The sequence below is a fragment of the Tahibacter aquaticus genome, from assembly GCF_004363655.1.
In the GTDB taxonomy this organism is placed as follows: Bacteria; Pseudomonadota; Gammaproteobacteria; order Xanthomonadales; family Rhodanobacteraceae; genus Tahibacter; species Tahibacter aquaticus.
Genome location: NZ_SNZH01000015.1, coordinates 152,360 through 170,518, shown reverse-complemented (window position 1 = coordinate 170,518; position 18,159 = coordinate 152,360). Strand labels below are relative to the sequence as shown.

Sequence of the window (18,159 nt, the reverse complement as noted above, 5' to 3'; positions counted from 1 at the left end):
AGTACAGGAGTGGAACGTTTGACAATGCCATCCGTGTCGAACCGCTCCACCCGCAGCGCGCAGCGGGCGCGCACATGAACGCACCGCTGCCGCGCCTGGCCATCACCCTGGGCGAGCCGGCCGGCATAGGGCCAGAACTGGTCGCCGAGCTGGCCCGCAGCGACATTGCCGCCGACCTGATCGCCGTTGGCGATGCCAACCTGCTGCAGGCCGCGGCGCGCTCGCGCGGCATCGAGCTGCACCTCGTTGCCGACGACGGCCAGCCCATTGCCGGCCGCCAGCCCGGCAGCCTGCGTCTGGTCGCGGTCGATCTGGCAGCAGATGTCGTACCGGGCCAGCTCGACAAAGCCAATGCGGGCTATGTGCTGTCGACCCTGGCACGCGCCTGCGACGGCTGCCTGGCCGGCGAGTTCGACGCCGTCGTCACCGCGCCGGTACAGAAAAGCATCATCAACGACGCCGGCATTCCGTTCTCGGGCCATACCGAATACTTCGCCCTGCGTGCCGGTAGCGACGTCGTCATGATGCTGGTGGCGAACGACCTGCGCGTCGCTCTCGCCACTACCCACCTGCCGCTGTCGGCCGTACCGGCCGCGATCACCCGCGCCAGCCTGGAAACCACGCTGCGCATCGTGCAGCGCGACCTGCTGGGCAAATTCGCCATCGCCCAGCCGCGCATCCTGGTGCTGGGCCTGAACCCGCATGCGGGCGAAGGCGGCCATCTGGGCCGCGAGGAAATCGACATCATCGAACCCTTGCTGCGCGACCTGCGCGGCGAAGGCCTGCAGCTGACCGGTCCGCTGCCGGCGGATACCGCCTTCCTGCCCAGCCATCTGGCCAAGGCCGATGCAGTACTCGCCATGTACCACGACCAGGGCCTGCCCGTGCTCAAGGCGCTGGGCTTTGGCCATGCGGTGAATATCACGCTGGGCCTGCCGTTTATCCGCACCTCGGTCGATCACGGCACCGCGTTGGATCTGGCCGGAAAGGGTGTGGCCGAGGCAGGCAGCCTGATCGCGGCGACGCGGCTGGCGCTGGACCTGGCATTGCGGCGTCGCGCGGCGGATTGAAGCCGCGAACCGTCGCTTGGCGGCGAGCCGCAGGCGAACCCCGGCATCGCGGTGTCAGCGCAACAAAAAGCCCACGCAGAAGCCGCTTTCCCGCCCACATTGCGGCAATGTAGACAATTCCTTCGGCAAGGGTTCTTTGATGGTGCCGCACCGCGATGCCGGGGTTCGCCTGCGGCTTGCTCCAGCCTGACGATGCTTTTCAGCGCCCCGCCGGTCAATGCCGCATGGACGATGAGACAGGGGACAGTCCGATTTTTTTCGAACCTGTCGCCCGCGCCTGTGGGAAAACCCGCCCGCCCGCTGAGGAAATGCGCCGATTGCCCTACGCCAGCGAGTGAAGGCATGGTGAAGCCCTGGAAACTGTGGCGGCCGCCATCGGCCGCGGGGGGCGCAGCAACCCTGCAACGATCCGGGTCGAGGAGAACCGCATGGACCGCTGCGCCAGCGCCACCGCGCCGCCTTCAGAGCCGTCCACCGCTGCCGTGGTGTCCGACACGCGCGAAACCGCGCCAGCGGTGAACGCCGCAAGCGTGATGCATGCTGCAGGCTTCCCCGTCGCAGCGCCCGCATCGGGTCTGCCCACCACAACGCCCGCCACAGATGCATCGGATGCCCAGGATGCATCGGATGCGGCAAATGCGGTAAACCGCACAAACGAAACAAATACTGCAGCCAGCCCCGGCCGGCGCCACTTCCTCGCCAGCCTCGTCGCCGCGCCACTGCTGACCATCGCCGTGCGCCTGGGCCTGGGCGAAGAAGCCCAGGCCAGCAGTGCCAGCGTCACCGCCATCGGCCTGCCCGACGTGGTCGACCTGGGCGATGTGCTGATCCTCGCTGGCGCGCTGACCGCCTTCGCGGTACTGCTGGAAGTGGATGCGCAGGATCGCGTGCACCTGGAACTGCCACGCGCCGAAGTCGGCCAGGGCATCACCACGGCTGCGGCCATGATCGTCGCCGAGGAACTCGATGCGCGGCTGGAACAGCTCGACGTGCAACTCAGCCCGGCCCGGCCCGAATTCGCCTTCAACCAGCTGACCGGTTCGTCCAATGCCATCCGTTCGCTCTGGCTGCCACTGCGCGCCGCCGCGGCGGCAGCCAGAGCACGCCTGGTCACCGCCGCTGCGCAGCGCTGGAGCCTGCCGGCGAGCACACTGGTCACACGGCGCGGCGAAGTGATCGCCGGCGATGGCCGGCGCGCCAGCTACGGTTCGCTGTCCGCCGCCGCGGCGCAGGTCGTCCTGCCCGCCATCGCGCCCACGCTGAAACCCCAGGCCCGCTTCGATCTGGTGGGCACCCCGACCGGCCGCCTCGACGCGCGCGACATCGTCACCGGCAAAGCCCGCTACGCGATGGATCTGCAGATTCCCGGCGCGCTGCCGACGGTCGTCGCCCGTGCGCCGACCCTGGGCGGCCGCGTCCGCCGCTACAGCGATGCGGCGGCAAGAATGCTGCCGGGTGTCGTCGCCATCACCGAGATCGACAGCGGCATCGCCGTCGTTGCCGAAACCTTCGACCAGGCCTTCAAGGCCCGCGATGCCCTGCAGATCGAGTGGCAGGCAGGCCCGCTCGCCAGCCTGTCCGACACGCAGATCCGCGCGCGCCTGCGCAACGCCGTGCCGCCTTTGCTGCTGCCGCCCCTGCTCAGCGCCACGGTCGAGGCGAATTTCGAGTTCGCCTTCGTCAGCCACGCGCCGCTGGAAACCCTCGGCGCGGTCGCCGACGTACGCGAGCACAGTGCCGAGATCTGGTATGCCGGCAAATCGCCGATCATCGCGCAGCAGACCATCGCCGCACGCCTGGGCCTGCCCGTGTCGCAGGTGCACGTTCACGTGATCCGCGGCGGCGGCTCGTTCGGCCGGCGCCTGTTCTTCGACGCCGCGCTGGAAGCCGCGCAGATTTCCCAGCGCCTGCGCCGACCGGTCAAGCTGATGTGGACGCGCAACGACGACATGCGCCACGGCCGCATGCGTCCGGCCAGTTTCCATCGCGCCCGCGCCACCCATCTGCTGGGCCGCGTGCTGAGCTACGAACACCGCATGGCCGCGGTACAGACCGACCTGCGCCACGGCGCCGGCGAAGCGCTGACGGCGCTCGGCTTCAGCCTGGCACCCGCGGTGGCCAGCCAGGCGTTCTACGCGCTGACGCAAAACCTTCCCTACGACTTCGGCGTCGTCACCAACCTGCTCGGCGAAGTGCCGCTGGACATGCCTACCGGCAGCTGGCGCGGCGTGTTTTCCGGCATGGCCGGCGTGGTGCACGAGATCATGGTCGATGCGATTGCGGCAAAACTCGGCCGCGACCCGCTCGCCTTCCGCCGCGATACGGTGACCTCGGCCCGCGTGCGCGCCGTGCTCGACAAGGTCGCCAGCGCCGGCCCCTGGGGCCGCATCCTGCCGCCGCATCATGCGCAAGGCATCGGCGTCTGGGACGAATACGGCTCCAGCGTTGCCTACTTGGTGGAAATCGACTGCAGCGACGCCAGCGCGCCGCGCGTCACCCGCGCCGTCGCCGCGGCCGATGTCGGCCTGGCGGTCAACCCGCGCGGTGTACAGGCGCAACTGATGGGAGCACTGATCGACGGTATTTCCGTCACCCTGCAGGCCGGGCTGCACATCGACAACGGCGCCGTGCGCGAGGGAAGTTTTGCCGATTTCCACTATGCGCGAATGCGCCATTCACCGCTGCTGTTCGAAGCCCACGTGCTGCCGCCCAGCGGCGAACCCGGCGGTTGTGGCGAACTCGGCGTATCCGCGGCCGCCGCCGCCGTCGCCAACGCCTATGCCCGCGCCACCGGCATTGCGCCGCGGCGCTTTCCCTTGCTCGGCTGACGCCCACGGCGTGCCAGGAGACCACCGCATGCCCAGCTACACCCTGCTCATCAACGGCCAGACCGTCAGCGTCGATGCACCTGCCGACATGCCGTTGCTCTGGGTATTGCGCGACAAGCTCGGCATCACCGGGCCGAAATACGGCTGCGGCGTCGGCGTCTGCCGCGCCTGCACCTGCCACCTCGACGGTGCCGCGTTCACGCCCTGCACCGTGCTGATGCAGCAGCTGCCGGCCGGCGCGCAGATCACCACCATCGAAGGCCTGGCTGATGGCGATACCTTGCACCCGGTACAGCAAGCCTGGATGGACATGGACGTCGCCCAGTGCGGCTACTGCCAGCCCGGCCAGATCATGGCCGTCGCCGCCCTGCTCGCGCAATCGGCGCCGCCCAGCGACGCCGACATCGATGCGATCGAAAACGTCTGCCGCTGCGGCACCTATCCGCGCATCCGCGCCGCCATCCGGCAGCTCGCCGGCTAGGGGTTCACTCCTTGCCCGTCACGCAGGGCTTCAAGGCCACGGCCACCGCAGCCACGCGCCGCTGCGGCAGGCGCAGCTTCTCGAACACCAGCAGCACCGCCAGCATCACCAGGCCCAGGCCCGCCAGGCTGGCCGCGGTAATCGGTTCGTGCAGGAACACGGCGCCCCAGATCTGCGCAAACACCGGCACCAGGAAGGTCACCGTGGTCGCACGCTCCGGCCCCGCGTCGCGCAGCAGCCGGAAATACACCACGAACGCAACCGCGGTGCAGACCAGGCCCAGGGCGACCAGGGCCAGGCCCGGCGCCAGTGGCGGCAGATGGGTCGGCGTGTTCAGCAGCAACAGCGGCGACAGCAGCAGCGCTGCACCGACCTGGCTGCCCGTCGCCGCGACTACCGGCGGCGTACCGGCGAACAGGCGGCGCAATTCCGCCGCGCCCAGCGCATACAGCGCCGCGGCGAGCAGGCCGGCAACGAAGGCCAGCGCCGTTGCCGCCGTCAGGGTCACCGTGCCGAAGCGGGCAATCGTCACTACGCCGGCCAGGCCCACCACCACGCCCGCCAGCTTCGACAGCGACGGCCGCGTGCGCTGCAGATACCAGCCCAGCAGCACCGCAAACAGTGGCACTGTCGCATTCAGCACTGCCGAATAGCCTGCCGGCAGGTACTTCGCCATATGCGCAAACAGCAGGAATGGCACGCCGGCACTCAGCGCACCGATCCAGGCATAGGCGCGCCAATGCCTGTGCCACTGCAGATCCAGCCCCTGCAGCCGCACAAAGGCCAGCAGCACCAGCGCCGACAGCGCAATGCGCCCGGCAGCGGTAAACCCGGTGCCGAACTCCGGCACCGCAATACGCATAAACAGGAAAGAGCCGCCCCAGATCATCGCCAGGGCCAGCATCCGCACCATCATCGCCAGCGTCATTGCAGCTTCCTCGTCGTTTGGCGTGACCCGCAACGCGGTGCCTGACGCCAATGACTGCCAAGAGTAAGCCTCGACAGCGCGGCAAAAAATCGATAGTTTCTGCGCCCGACTGTTAGCCGGACTCACCGATGCGCGCCTGGCAGCACCTGCCCGCCCTCCGCACCCTGCGCATCTTCGAATGCGCTGCGCGGCATTTGAACTGGACCCGCGCCGCGCAGGAACTGCACCTCACCCATGGCGCCGTCAGCCTGCAGGTAAAGGCGCTGGAAGACGAGCTCGGCCTCAAGCTGTTCGAACGCAGCGGCAAGAAAACCTGGCTGACCGAAGCGGGCCAGCAGCTCGCCCTGGGCGTGCGCGAATCGCTGGACCAGCTTGCCGCCACCGTGAGCCGCGTGCGCGAACGTGCCGCCGGCAACGTGCTCACCCTGAGCGTGCTGCCCTCCTTCGCCGCGGCGTGGCTGGTCGGCCGCCTCGGCAGTTTCCTCGCGCGCCACCCGGACATCGAATTCAACCTGCAAAGCTCGATCAACCTCGCCGATTTCCGCAACGACGGCGTCGACGTGGCCATCCGCTGGGGCAACGGGCCCTGGCCCGGCCTGCGCTGCGAAAAACTGCTCGACGACGAGCTGTTCCCCGTCTACAGCCCCAAACTGACCCGGCGCAAGCTCAAGCATCCCTCACAGTTGCTGGAACTGCCGCTGGTGCGCATCAAGCAGCAGACCCGCCTGAACGACTGGGTGCGCTGGTTCGCCGCCGCTGGTGTGGACACCACCGAACCGCGCCGCGGCGCCATTTACGACGACACCGAACTCGCCCTGCGCGCCGCCGCGCAAGGCCAGGGCGTGGTGCTGGCGCGCAGTTCCCTGGCCGGCGGCCGTATCGCCGCAGGCGAACTGATCGCCCCCTTCGCCCTGCGCATACCAGCCTTCTACGCGTACTATCTGGTCTGTCCCGAAACCCATGCGCAAAAGCCATCCGTGCAGCAATTCCGCACCTGGCTGATCGAGGAACTCAACCATTCCTCGCCGCTTGCGCCGCCGCCCGAGGCTCCCGTTTGAAGCGCTATCTGCCCACGCAAAGCTATGTAGCACCCAGCGGCGAGCCGCAGGGTAAACATGTACACAAAAAGCAATTTGGCCAGCACTTCCTGCACGATCCCGGCATCATCCGCCGCATCGTCCAGGCCGTGGCACCCAAGCCCGGCCAGCGCCTGGTCGAGATCGGCCCCGGCGAAGGCGCGATCACCCTGCCCCTGCTGCGCGAACACGGCAGCATGACCGTGATCGAACTCGACCGCGATCTGATTCCGCGCATCCAGGCCGCTGCCGCAGCGCACGGCACGCTCGACGTCATCAATGCCGACGTACTCACCGTCGATTTCACCGCGCTGGCGAAAGAACAGCCGCTGCGCCTGGTCGGCAACCTGCCCTACAACATTTCCAGTCCGATCCTGTTCCATTGCATCGACCACAGCGCCGCCATCATCGACATGCATTTCATGCTGCAGAAAGAAGTGGTCGACCGCATGGCCGCCCCGCCCGGCAGCAAGGTCTACGGCCGTCTCAGCGTGATGCTGCAGCTGGGGTGCACGGTACAGCCGCTGTTTCATGTGCCGCCGGGTGCATTCAACCCGCCGCCGAAAGTCGATTCCGCCGTGGTGCGCCTGATTCCATTGACACCGGAACAGCGCCACGACGCCGATCCCAAACTGGTCGCCACCGTGGTACGGCATGCGTTCGGGCAGCGGCGCAAGACCTTGTCGAATGCCTTGGGCGGTATTGCGACGGCAGACCAGATCCGCGCAGCGGGAATCGACCCGAAGGAACGCGCCGAGCAGTTGTCGCCGATGGAATTTGTGAATATTGCGGAGGTGATTGCGGCCGAGACGGCGGGCTGAGGCTCACTCTGCCCCAGGCGCCGTCGTTGCTCGTACAGCGGCCGCAGTGCAGCGGCTGGCCGGGACACCAACGGTAGGCGCCGGCCGCTGCCGCTGCAGGCAGACCGGCCACACTCGTCATGATTCCCGTCAACGCAAGCACGCCAATCAGCCGCCGCGATCGCCCGCGCCATCCCACGCAGCCCGCTCGGGCCATGCCTGCGGCACGCGCCGCAACCCGTCCAGCGCATAGCCCATGTCCTGCACGCGCTGGCGCAGCTCGGCGTACTTCTCGTCGGAAATTTCCGGCGCCCGCGCCATGATCCACACGTAGTCGCGCTTGCTGCGGCCGACGATGGTGTAGCGGTAGTCCGCGTCCAGATAGGCAATCACGTATTCGGCACGGATCGGCCAGACGAACTGCATGCTCCAGACGGCATTGTCGCTGCCGGGTTCCACACGGCCAACGGGATGCATGGTCTTGAGCGGGCCATCGGGCGTGTTGCGGTAGCGGAAGGTGGTTTCGATACGGCCATCCTGCGCCAGCACATAGCTTTCGATGGCGTTGTGCGCGTTGCGCTCGGGACGGCTGGGTATGTGTGCGATCACGTACCAATCGCCCATGAAGCGCGCCAGATCGACCTTCTCGACCGCATGCAGCGGCGCTGCCGGACGATGGGCGCAACCAGAAAAAAACAGCAATACGGCCGCGGCGAAGACGCTGGCAAGTGCGCTCATCGCCTTGAAGCGGATCGATACCGGTGGCTCGCCCTTGTCCATGCCGTTTTCCTCGCCGTTGAATGTGTACATCCCGCATGCGCCGGTCCGGTACGCGATTGCTGGCCCTTGTGCGGCAGTGTGAATCGCGCGGTGTGCTCGCCCGGTGATGGCCGTATCCCGGCCCCTGCGGCACCGCAACATCTGCCGTAGGCGCCGCCGACCTCCTGCCCGCTCCGCCATCCGGGAACATCGTCTCCTTTTCCATACTGCAACGAATTTGCATATGCGGCAGAACGTTCAGCGACCGCCTAGCAGTTCTCATTCGCTGGCATTTGCCCGGCGCTAGTGTTGCGTTTCCGGCGCCGGGGGGCGCCGGCTTCAGGCCCGTACAGGCCAACACACAATCCCGGGAGGATGAGTCCATGCAAATCCAACGTCTCGCTGCTGTTATTGGCGCCCTGCTGTCGCTGGCCGCGCCGTCTGTCGTTTTCGCCGCCGATACCTCGTTCTGGTCGGATATCGATGCACCGGCCGCCGCCAAGGCCGATGCCGCCGCCGGCCGCAGCATTGCACTCGATGTCGGCGCCCTGCGCCGTTTCGTCGATCTGGAAAGCACCCGCGGCGCCAGCCTGGCGCTGCCGCTGCCGGAAGGCGGCTTCGCCGAGTTCGTGCTGGAAGATTCCGGCACCCTGCCGGCGGAACTTGCCGCCAAGTATCCCGAGATCCGCAGCCTCAAGGGCATCGACGCCGACGGCAATCAGGTGCGTATCGATATTTCGCCGATCGGTTTCCAGGCCATGGTGTTCGCCCATGACGGCGGCATCTGGCTGGTGCAGCCGCAGGATCTGGAAGCCAATGCGGCCAGCGCGTCCAAGCTCGGCTTCGATACCGGCGTGCATGCCTACCGCAGCCTGCGCCGCGAGGCACTGGGCAGCCGCGGCTTCCAGTGCAGTGTCGAGGGCGAACATCGCCACGACGATGGGTTGCCGGCGCTCAAGGCCGGCCCTGCAATCGATACCGTCACCGGCAGCCAGCGCCGCACGCTGCGCGTCGCCATCGCCGCGACGGGCGAATACACGGCCGTCTTCGGCGGCACGGTTTCCGCTGGCCTTGCGGCAATCACCACCGCGCTGAATCGCGTCAACCAGATTTATGAGCGTGATTTCAACGTGCGCATGACCCTGGTGCCGAACAACAACCTCATCGTCTACACCAACGCCTCCACCGATCCGTACAGCAACGGCAACGGCCCCACCATGCTGGGGCAAAACCAGACCAATCTGACCAGCCGCATCGGCTCGGCCAACTACGACATCGGCCATGTGTTCAGCACCGGCGGCGGCGGCGTGGCCGGCCTGGGCGTGATCTGCAGCAGCGGCAGCAAGGCTCGCGGCGTGACCGGCCAGAGCAACCCGGTAGGCGATCCGTTCTATATCGACTACGTGGCGCACGAGATGGGCCACCAGTTCGGCGGCAACCACACCTTCAATTCGTCGACGGGCTCCTGCGGCGGCGGCAACCGCTCCGCGTCGTCGGCGTACGAAACCGGCAGCGGCGCGACCATCATGGCCTATGCCGGCATCTGCGGCAGCGACGATCTGCAGCCGAATTCCGACGCGTATTTCCATGCGCGCAGCCTCGACGAAATCGGCGCACGGCTGGCCGCCACTACCTGCGGCACCAGCAGCACAGCGCCGAACACGGCGCCGGTGATCGCGCCGCTCAACACCGCCTATGTGATCCCGGCCAAGACACCGTTCGAGCTGACGGCCAGCGCCACGGATGCCGACGGCGATGCGCTGAGCTATACCTGGGAGGAATACGATCTCGGTGCCGCCACGGCGGTGAATGTGGACAACGGCAGCAGCCCCATCGCGCGTTCGTTCAATCCGTCCAGCAGCGGCACGCGCACCTTTCCGCGCCTGTCCAACCTGCTGGCGAATACGACGGCCAAGGGCGAAATCCTGCCGCAGGTCAATCGCACGGCGCTGAAGTTCCGCGTCACCGTGCGCGACAACCATGCCGGCGGCGGCGCCAGTGTCAGCGCCGATCTGCCGGCGATCCGCGTCGTCGCGACCGCCGCACCGTTTGCCGTGACCGCGCCGAACACCGCACTGACATGGACGCGCAATGCCAGCGCCACCGTGACCTGGAATGTCGGCGGCACGACGGCCGCGCCGATCTCCTGCGCGGCCGTGGACATCGCGCTGTCGACCGACGGCGGCAATACCTTCGCCACGACACTGGCCAGCAACGTTGCCAACAGCGGCAGCCGCAGCGTGACGGTGCCGAACACCGCCAGCAGCCAGGCTCGCGTGCGGGTGAAATGCCGCAACAACATTTTCTTCGATGTTTCCAATGTGAACTTCAGCATCAACTGAAGCAGATGCCAGCCCGCGCCGGATTTGCCGGCGCGGGTTTCCTGCAGGCAACGCCCCGCCGACCCTGGGTATCGCCGGTCTTCACCGAAGACCACGCGGCCAAAGTACGAGTACGCCCTGGCGAAGAAAGGTGAAGCTGTTGCTGGACTTCGGCCACGACTCAACGCCGCCGGCACGCTAGAAACAAGTAATAAATTGCATTTGTGCGACAAACAGTTCCATGCACAGGATAGTAATCCTGGTGCTCGCCCATTCACGTCTTGATTGTCTGCATGACGTCCCCTCTGATCGGAAGTGTCGGTGTTCTGTCCCGGCGACGACTACGCCTCGTACGAAAACTGGTATACCGGCTGCCCGCAACCGCAGCGCCTGCGCGGCCCGGCTTGCCGGACCGCGCACCACGCCGCACTATCTAAAATGTCTGTCGTGCTTTTTTGAATTAAGTTGCTTGACGATACCAGCGCAGGTAGCCGTGCCCACGGCTGCAGGCAGCGTCGCTGGTGCCGCGGACCTTTGATGGGTGGCGCGTCCCCGGACAGCTCCACTGCAAGCAGGGCCTGGACGCGCCTCACGGCGTCAGCAGCGGCGACCCGGCCAGAGTGCCCGGCAACAGCCTCTGCGCGAGGACGCCATTGGCGATCGGTTTGCCACAACCGTCGGGCGTCCACGCAGCACACCATTCCTTCCACGTCAGCGCCCGTTGACTGCTGCGCCGGACAGAATGTAATGTAAACCATACATTTCGTCCCCTGAAGCAGTCATCGACTCATGCAAATCGCCCTGGTCATCCTGATCAGCGCCCTCACGGGCGCGCTACTCGCCGGCCCCTGGATCGACTGGCCGACTTCCGAAGGCCTGGTCGGCGTGGTGCTGATGGTCGGCGCCGCGTTGTATATGCGCCGACACTGGCAGCAGCGCGCTGCGGTGCAAGGCGACGAACCGGGCGAGCCGGAACAGGAGGTCTGGCACGGCCTGGCCAGCACCAGCCTTATCGGCGCGCAGATGCTGACCGCGCTACTGATGGCAGGACCGGCGATGCAGATGCATAGCGCAGCGTCGAACCGGCTGGGCGCGATGACCTGGACGCTGATCGGCGGCGCGCTGCTGAGCTGGTACATCCTGCATCGGCGCGAAGTGGTCAAGGACGAGCGCGACCGCGCCATCGACGCGCGGGCAACCTCGCTTTCCGGCATGACGCTGGCGCTATTGATCATCGTGATTTCGGTCACGCTGGGCTTCAACCCGCCGCAACGGCTGCAGGCCATGAGCCATGCGTTTCTGGCCAATGTGCTGATGCTCACCCTGGTAGTCAGCAGTCTGGTGAGGCATGCACTGCAACTCTGGGGCTACCGGCGCGATACCCTGGACAGCAGCGCATGACGACATCGCCGATAGGAAACCATTTGCGGCGATTGCGGTTCGACCACGGCGAGATGACGCAGGAGGCCCTGGCCAGAGCCGCCGGCGTCACGCGCCAGACCGTGATCGCGCTGGAAGCCGGACGCTATGCGCCGTCGCTGGAACTGGCGTTTCGCCTGGCGCGCGTGTTCGGTAAACAGGTGGACGATGTGTTCTTCTGGCGCGACGACAGCGTCGCGCTGACCTGAACCCTGATCGAGGTTGCCATGACGACTGCCCGCCGCCCACGCTGGTGGCTGCGCGTACTGCTGTGCGCGCTCGCCTTGCTCGCTTTCAAGCTGTTCGAACCGGTTTTCGCCTATCACTGGGGCTGGCGCGAGGCGCCGGCTTCCACACCGTTACCGCCGCAGGTCGAAGCAGCTGACCCGGCCTATGCGCAGGCGATTTCCGCGGCCAGGCCGCTGCTGGTGCAACTGCAGCAACGCCTGCACTTGCCGGGCATTGCGATTGCCGTCGGCCTGGATGGGCGCGAAGTATGGGCGTATAGCCGCGGCTATGCAGAACTGGAAACGCTGAAACCGCTCAGTCTCGATTCGCAGTTCCGCATCGGCAGCACGACCAAAGCGTTCACCTCGGCCGCCATGGCCATATTGGTGCAGGCGGGCAAGGTGGATCTGGACGCACCGCTGCAGACCTACCTGCCCTGGTTTGCCCCGAAGGAATGGCCAGTCACCACGCGCCAGGTGATGAGCCACAGCGCCGGCATCCGCGATTACTCGCTTTGCCTGTGTTTTCCCATTTGGGAGTATTACAACAGGCGTCATTTCGCATCGCTGCGCGAGGCGACGGCGGCGGTTGCCGCAGCGCCGCTGGAGTACCGGCCAGGACGGGATTTCCGCTATACCAGCCCGGGCTACAACCTCGCCGGCGCCGTGGTCGAAGCGGTTGCGCAGCAGGATTTTCTCGCCTATCTCGATGCAGCGGTGATCCAGCCCTTGCAGCTGGCACATACGGCGGCGGACGATGCCTTGCGCGAGATGCCCGGCCGCGTGGGCTTCTACGAAGTTACCAGCGACGGATACCGGCGCACCTTTCGCGTGGACAACAGCAACAAATGGCCCTCCGGCGGCTTGCTGTCGACGCCGCGCGATCTGGTGCGCTTCGGCAACGGCATTCTCGATAACCGCCTCTACGATGCGGCCACGCGCGAGCGCTTCTGGACGCCGCAGCCGCTGGCCGACGGCAAGGACAACGGCGACGACTATGCGCTGGGCTGGCGCGTGCACCGGCAGCGGGAAATCCTCGGCGGCCGCCAGCGCACGGATGTTGTCAGCCATAACGGCGTAGCCACCGGCGCGACCTCGCGCTTCGCGCTGTATCCGCAGCAACGCCTGAGCATTTCCATTCTGACCAATGCGCAGCTGTCCACGACCAAGGACTTGAACGCGCTGTCGAACGCGGTCGTCGATCTGTTTCTGGCGGTGCCCAGGCCGGCGCAGGCCGAGCCGGTGAAGCTCAGCGCGGTGCCGGCGCGCTAGCCGGAATCGATGCGCCCGCCAGCGTAGCCAACCGGGCGATATCCATACGGCACCCGATGCCATAGCGGAAATAATTTCAATAGCTACTTGTACGCATTGCAATTCTGCAGCTTGAGAGGATCGCACCACTGGCGACACCGCAGTGGTGTGGCCCAGACATGACCAGGGCCTCCACTGCAGCAAGGAGCACCCTGTATGCGCACTCTGTTGGCGATGGTCGTGATGCTGCTGGCCTGTCAAAGCCCCTGGGCGGCAGACTTTGTCTGGCGGAACCCGGTTCAGTTTCGCGGCGAAAACTACAACAACGGAAGTCAATACAGCCAGGGAAGTTATGTCCGCCGCTCCGACGGAAATTTCCTGACGACGTATCTGATCGGCAACCGGGTCATGCTCTCGGTAGTGAGCTCGGAGACCCAACTGCTGACCGTTGCCAATGCCAGCGCAGCGAACGAAGTGCAGTTCCATGTCTTCTATTCCAGCGAATTTTCGTCGCGCCTGCAGCGGCTGAGCAACGGCCGCATCCTGCTTTACCTGCTGGAAGGCGGCGTGCCGAACATCCCGGCCAAACCGTTCAAGCTGACGGTGTATGAAAGCGTCAACGGCCTCGGTACGGATTTCGTGCTCAAAAGCACGCTCCGCACGAAAGCGCTTCCGCACTACAACTTCGGTGCACGCTCGATGGGCCAGGCCATAGAGACCGGCGGACGCATCCTGCTGCCGGTGGCGATACCGATCCTGATTCCGGGTGCGGAACCACAAACAACATCGCGCCTTTACTGCGCCATTTCGACCAATGGCGGCGGCAGCTGGAGCTTCAGCCAGATTGCGCCGAACAGCTCCTATCGCGACCCCAGCAAAGGTTTCGGCATCGCCGGCACGCGCATCTTCACCCTGGTGCACAACTGGTACGGCAGCAGCCGCAGCTACATGGCGTCGCATGTGCTGTCCACGCTCAGCGGCACCGCGATCGACGAGAGCACCGATCTGCCGCAGTGGAGTCCTCACGCAGACTACGATGGGTCTGACGGCGCCGGCCTGCTACTGCCTTCGCAAACCTTCACCTTGAGCGACGGCAACACCTATCTGCTGCGAAGCCATGCCGGAAGCAATCAGTACAAGGTCTACCGCCGCCCGACCGCGCGCGGCATCAACCTGATCGGCCAGATGCCGTATTCGCTGGGGGCGGTGAACTCCGGCGCGACCTGGGAAGGCCCACTCAACACCGTCGCCCTCGGCGACGACGCCGCGGAATATCTGTCGATCAGCCCTTTGGGCCACCTCGTGCTGCTCGGCACCAGCAAGTTCGGCGGTGGCGCGGTTTCGCACCTGATCGCCGGTTTCACCGACGCGATCTTCGCCGATGGATTCAACTGAACGGATTGGCGAAACGACGTCGACCGAGGTCGGCTCCGATCAGCTGGAACCGCAACGAATGGCACGCACGAATGCGCGCGCCCGTGCCGGCCGGATCTCCATGCCGTCGTATCTACGCGCCGGCGAACTCGGCCAGTGCCTTCGCATGCAGCGCCGGCGGCCCGGCCAGTACGCTGGTGCTGGCCAGGCCCGGCGCCCGCCCTTCCAGGTCGGTGACGATGGCACCGGCTTCGCGCAGGATCACCGCCAGTGGCGCAAAATCCAGAATGTTCACATCCGATTCGATCAGCAGGTCGATGCAGCCGCGCGCGAGCAAGTGGTAGTGCAGGAAATCGCCGTAGCCGCGCGTGCGGCCGCTGCGCTGGATCATCTGCGCCAGCACCTGCCAGCGCGGGTCGCGCGACAAGGTCTTTACGTTGCCGAAGGAAATGGCGGTCTGGGCGTCGAAATCGCTGGCGGCGGAAACGGCAATGCGTTCGCCGTTGAGCCAGGCACCGCCGCCACGGCGCGCCCAGGCCAGCTCGCCGTATTCGGAGGCGCTGGAAACGCCAAGCACCAGTTCGTCGCGATGCATCAGCGCAATCTGGGTGGAGAAGAAGGGATAGTGCCGCACGAAGCTCTTGGTGCCGTCGATGGGATCGATCAGCCAGAGGAATTCGCTGTTGCCTTCGCGGCCTTCTTCCTCGCCGTAATAGGCATGCTCGGGAAACGCGGCGCGCAGCACGCGCTTGATGGCGGCTTCGGCCTCGCGATCGGCGATGGTCACCGGCGTCTGGTCGGCCTTGATCTCTACCGCGAAGCCTTCGCGGTAGTAGTGGCGGATGACTGCCGTCGCGGCCTGCGCAGCGTCGCGCGCGACGCCCAGGGCGTGGTCGAGGAATGCGTCGGTCAGGCTCACGGCATTGCTTCCCGTTGGCGCATCAGAACAGCTTGAACAGCTGGCCGTGGATCTTCAGCAGGCGGCTGCCGTCAGGCTGCGGCTCGCCGATGAAGCGCAGCGCTTCGAGCATCTGCGCATCGTTGTTGCGCGCGGCAAGGCGCGCGCTGGCGCTGAACTGGCCGGTCTGGATGACGAACTGGCCCGCCACTTCCAGGCTGCTGCTGCCATCGTCCTTGACCGTGCCGGTAATGCTGCCGTCGGGCTGCGAGGCGAATTCGGCACTCAGTTCGCCGAGCCGCGCTTCGGCTTCGCCGCTGACTGCCGCTTCGCGCCAATGTGCCGTGCCGCGGGCGCCGCTGACCCAGCCGGCGGCCAGGCGCGCGTCGTCGATGCGGCCTTCGATGCGGCCCAGCAGCTTGAGCGAAGGAATGTCCAGCGCCGGCGCAGCGAGTTCGGCCGGCATCCGGAAATCGAGATTGCGTACCAGCACGCTGCCGTCGGGATCGCGCTGCACGCCGCCGTCGAGGGTCAGTGCACCGCCCTTGAGGCCGACCTTGGCGTCGATCACGCGTACCAGCAGCGGCGACTTGCGCACGCTCCATTCCAGCGCGCCCAGCGGCGTGCCGAAGGCGGATGCCGATGCGGCGCGGCCTTGCCAGACGGTGCCGGAAATACCCGACAGCTGCAGCGGCCCGAGGTCGGGCTTGAGGTAGCGCAGGGCGATATCGGCCGGCAGGGTCCAGGCGATCACGCCGCCGACCACGGCCAGGAACAACAGCAGGAAAAACAGACGGCGCAGCAGTTTCATGCGGATGCGGATCTTTTAATTGGCAAGAAAGCTAAAAATAGCCAGAAACTCACGGCTCTTCCAGGGTAACGCGCGCATTGACGCGGCCATTGCCTTCGGCACGATCGGCGGAAAAATCCGTCGCAACCACGCCGAAGTCCCGCGCCAGCCCTTCCATCCAGTCGCTGACCGCATCGAACGAGGCGCCTTCGAAGCTGACACGCACGCTTTTGCCGCCGACCGGTTCCACACGCTTGATCTCGTTCGCCAGCTGGGCACCGCGCGCAGTGGCATCGGCCAGCGCCAGCAGGGATTTGCCCTGGCGCTCGACCTTGGCGCGCGCGCCCTGGCCGCGCAGCTGGCCGACGCGGGCGGCGTCGCTGCGCATCTGTTCCAGGTCGATGCGCTGCATTTCCACACGCACGCGCAATTCGGCACGGGAGCGCTGCAGCGGGTACCACACCAGCGCCCAGACCAGCAGCACCACCGCCAGCACGCCGCCGACCAGCAGGATTTTCTGTTCGCGCGCGTCGCGCTGCTTCCACCAGCCCTGCATCATGGCTTGGCTCCGCTGGTGACGCGCATGCGGCCGTCGACGCCGTTGGCGCCGGGGTTGGCGGCGGTGAGCTCCACGCTGAGGCCGGGCACGGTGGTGAGGCGTTCGCGCAGGGAGTCCAGCGTGGGCACGTCGGGCGCGGTGACGGCCAGTTCCAGCACGCCGTTGCGGAATTCGATGCCGCGCGTGGTCAGCCGCGTGGTGGAGCCGAGGATGGGCGCGATCTGGCTCAGCGTGCGCAGCAGGCCGCCGCTGGACTCGCCGCCGCCCAGGCGCGACAGCGCGCTGCGCATCAATGCCGGCGGATCACCGGCCACTTTTTCCATTTCGGGAAAACTCTGCACCAGCACGGCACGCATGGCGTCGTCCAGGCGTTCGGATTCGCCCGCCAATACCTGGCGTTCCAGCACCAGCTGGGCGAAGGCGAGCAGCAGAGCAGCGACGGCGGCCATGCCGGCATAGCGCCACCAGCGTGCCGCCGGGGCGCTGCGGTGGCGCGGCGCGTATTCGCCTTGCAGCAGGTTCAGCGGCAGCACGGCGGGAATGCCGCGGGCCAGCAGGTTCAGCGCATCGCCCTGGCGCTCGTAATACGCCCGCACGGCATTCGGCGGCAGCTGCTGGCGCGGCTGCAGGCGCGTATCGAATACGTCGATCTCTGGCAGGCTGCCGTCATCGGCGAATTCCAGCCATTCGGCCAGCAGGTCGGGTTCCAGCGTGGCGGCACGCCACGGCCCCAGGCGCAGCTGGGCGCTGCCGGGCTCGATGATCAACTGGCCCGTGGCCAACGCCAGCGATTCGGGCAGCACCACGTCGGGACGGATGCCGGCGGCAGCGAGTTCGGCCAGCCAGGCCTTGAGCTTGACGTGGGCGACTGCGGCAACGCCGACCATCGCTCCGCCGGGCGTATCCGCTAGTGCAAAATGCAACTCTTCCACTGGCTGTGCCAGCTGGTCTTCCAGCGCATAAGGCACGGCCTTGACCAGCTGAGCGCGGTTCTTGCTCACCGCGGGCGCTTCCAGCAGCAGCACTTCCGCGCCAGGCACCAGTACGACGATGGACTGGGCGCGGGCCACGGTCTCTGGCGGCGGCAAACCTTGCACGGCCGACGCCGCGGCACTGCCGGGAACCAGCCAGGCGTGACGGCCGTTGCTTTGCAGTCGAATCAGGAGACGTTGCGACATACGGCCGGAGCAGGACAGGACCGGGGGATTGTAGCAGTAGCCCACGCCGCACCCGCGCGCCAGCCGGCGCCCCGGCGTGACTGGAGTCGCAGACTGGCGCAGGGCGCGATCACGTATCCGTTGCGTGGCGTCTGTGCCGGGCTGACTGCAGCCACCATGGCGCCGAAGCCTTGCTTTCGACGGCGGGCTGCCGCCCGAGG

The 18,159-nt window shown here is 66.6% G+C and carries 16 protein-coding genes; 10 read left to right on the top strand and 6 right to left on the bottom strand.

Annotated features, from left to right (window positions below):
* Nucleotides 1-74 precede the first annotated feature (74 nt).
* The 3 genes from pdxA (at nucleotide 75) to DFR29_RS21740 (ending at nucleotide 4,379) form a co-directional block, all read left to right on the top strand.
* Nucleotides 75-1,070 carry a 4-hydroxythreonine-4-phosphate dehydrogenase PdxA gene (gene pdxA, locus DFR29_RS21750; RefSeq protein WP_133820750.1) on the top strand — a complete coding sequence of 332 codons (996 nt, stop codon included), beginning with the start codon at nucleotides 75-77 and terminating at the stop codon, nucleotides 1,068-1,070.
* 428 nt (nucleotides 1,071-1,498) lie between these two features.
* Nucleotides 1,499-3,898, top strand: coding sequence for a xanthine dehydrogenase family protein molybdopterin-binding subunit (locus DFR29_RS21745; RefSeq protein WP_208113678.1), 2,400 nt, complete (start codon nucleotides 1,499-1,501; stop codon nucleotides 3,896-3,898).
* A 28-nt stretch (nucleotides 3,899-3,926) separates the two neighbouring features.
* Nucleotides 3,927-4,379, top strand: coding sequence for a (2Fe-2S)-binding protein (locus tag DFR29_RS21740; RefSeq protein ID WP_133820749.1), 453 nt, complete (start codon nucleotides 3,927-3,929; stop codon nucleotides 4,377-4,379).
* Between the two features lie 4 nt (nucleotides 4,380-4,383).
* Here DFR29_RS21740 and DFR29_RS21735 read toward each other — a convergent pair whose 3' ends face one another.
* A complete protein-coding gene (locus DFR29_RS21735; RefSeq protein WP_133820748.1) occupies nucleotides 4,384-5,307 on the bottom strand; it encodes a DMT family transporter in 924 nt (307 codons plus the stop codon).
* 128 nt (nucleotides 5,308-5,435) lie between these two features.
* On the opposite strand from DFR29_RS21735, the gene gcvA reads away from it, so the two are divergent.
* Entirely contained in the window at nucleotides 5,436-6,365 is a 930-nt protein-coding gene (gene gcvA / locus DFR29_RS21730) for a transcriptional regulator GcvA (RefSeq protein ID WP_133820747.1), read from the top strand.
* A gap of 8 nt (nucleotides 6,366-6,373) precedes the next feature.
* On the top strand, nucleotides 6,374-7,204 hold the full coding sequence (gene rsmA, locus DFR29_RS21725; protein WP_133820784.1) for a 16S rRNA (adenine(1518)-N(6)/adenine(1519)-N(6))-dimethyltransferase RsmA: 831 nt from the start codon (nucleotides 6,374-6,376) through the stop codon (nucleotides 7,202-7,204).
* Nucleotides 7,205-7,351: 147 nt separating this feature from the next.
* Here rsmA and DFR29_RS21720 read toward each other — a convergent pair whose 3' ends face one another.
* Entirely contained in the window at nucleotides 7,352-7,921 is a 570-nt protein-coding gene (locus tag DFR29_RS21720; RefSeq protein ID WP_133820783.1) for a lipocalin family protein, read from the bottom strand.
* A gap of 404 nt (nucleotides 7,922-8,325) precedes the next feature.
* Here DFR29_RS21720 and DFR29_RS21715 point away from each other — a divergent pair, with 404 nt between their 5' ends.
* The 5 genes from DFR29_RS21715 to DFR29_RS21695 all read left to right on the top strand — a co-directional run bounded on the left by DFR29_RS21715 (nucleotide 8,326) and on the right by DFR29_RS21695 (nucleotide 14,555).
* A complete protein-coding gene (locus DFR29_RS21715; RefSeq protein ID WP_133820746.1) occupies nucleotides 8,326-10,284 on the top strand; it encodes a reprolysin-like metallopeptidase in 1,959 nt (652 codons plus the stop codon).
* Between the two features lie 768 nt (nucleotides 10,285-11,052).
* The gene (locus DFR29_RS21710) at nucleotides 11,053-11,664 is read left to right on the top strand and encodes a DUF2178 domain-containing protein (RefSeq protein ID WP_133820745.1); all 612 of its coding nucleotides are present in this window, start codon (nucleotides 11,053-11,055) and stop codon (nucleotides 11,662-11,664) included.
* Between the two features lie 23 nt (nucleotides 11,665-11,687).
* Nucleotides 11,688-11,891: a helix-turn-helix transcriptional regulator gene (locus DFR29_RS21705; RefSeq protein ID WP_341829863.1), complete on the top strand. Its 204-nt coding sequence runs from the start codon at nucleotides 11,688-11,690 to the stop codon at nucleotides 11,889-11,891.
* 18 nt (nucleotides 11,892-11,909) lie between these two features.
* Nucleotides 11,910-13,181 (top strand): serine hydrolase domain-containing protein, encoded by a 1,272-nt coding sequence (locus tag DFR29_RS21700; RefSeq protein ID WP_133820743.1) that lies wholly within the window; start codon nucleotides 11,910-11,912, stop codon nucleotides 13,179-13,181.
* Nucleotides 13,182-13,376: 195 nt separating this feature from the next.
* On the top strand, nucleotides 13,377-14,555 hold the full coding sequence (locus DFR29_RS21695) for a hypothetical protein (protein ID WP_133820742.1): 1,179 nt from the start codon (nucleotides 13,377-13,379) through the stop codon (nucleotides 14,553-14,555).
* 112 nt (nucleotides 14,556-14,667) lie between these two features.
* Here the strand turns inward: DFR29_RS21695 and DFR29_RS21690 are convergent, their stop codons facing one another.
* The 4 genes from DFR29_RS21690 to gspL are packed head-to-tail and all read right to left on the bottom strand — an operon-like array spanning nucleotide 14,668 to nucleotide 17,959.
* Nucleotides 14,668-15,447, bottom strand: a complete 780-nt coding sequence (locus DFR29_RS21690; RefSeq protein ID WP_133820782.1) for an inositol monophosphatase family protein — start codon at nucleotides 15,445-15,447, stop codon at nucleotides 14,668-14,670.
* 28 nt (nucleotides 15,448-15,475) lie between these two features.
* The gene (locus tag DFR29_RS21685; RefSeq protein ID WP_133820741.1) at nucleotides 15,476-16,243 is read right to left on the bottom strand and encodes a type II secretion system protein N; all 768 of its coding nucleotides are present in this window, start codon (nucleotides 16,241-16,243) and stop codon (nucleotides 15,476-15,478) included.
* 49 nt (nucleotides 16,244-16,292) lie between these two features.
* Entirely contained in the window at nucleotides 16,293-16,781 is a 489-nt protein-coding gene (gspM, locus tag DFR29_RS21680) for a type II secretion system protein GspM (RefSeq protein WP_133820740.1), read from the bottom strand.
* The gene (gene gspL, locus DFR29_RS21675) at nucleotides 16,778-17,959 is read right to left on the bottom strand and encodes a type II secretion system protein GspL (protein WP_166654261.1); all 1,182 of its coding nucleotides are present in this window, start codon (nucleotides 17,957-17,959) and stop codon (nucleotides 16,778-16,780) included. Before gspL ends, gspM begins: the two co-directional genes overlap by 4 nt.
* Between the last annotated feature and the right edge of the window lie 200 nt (nucleotides 17,960-18,159).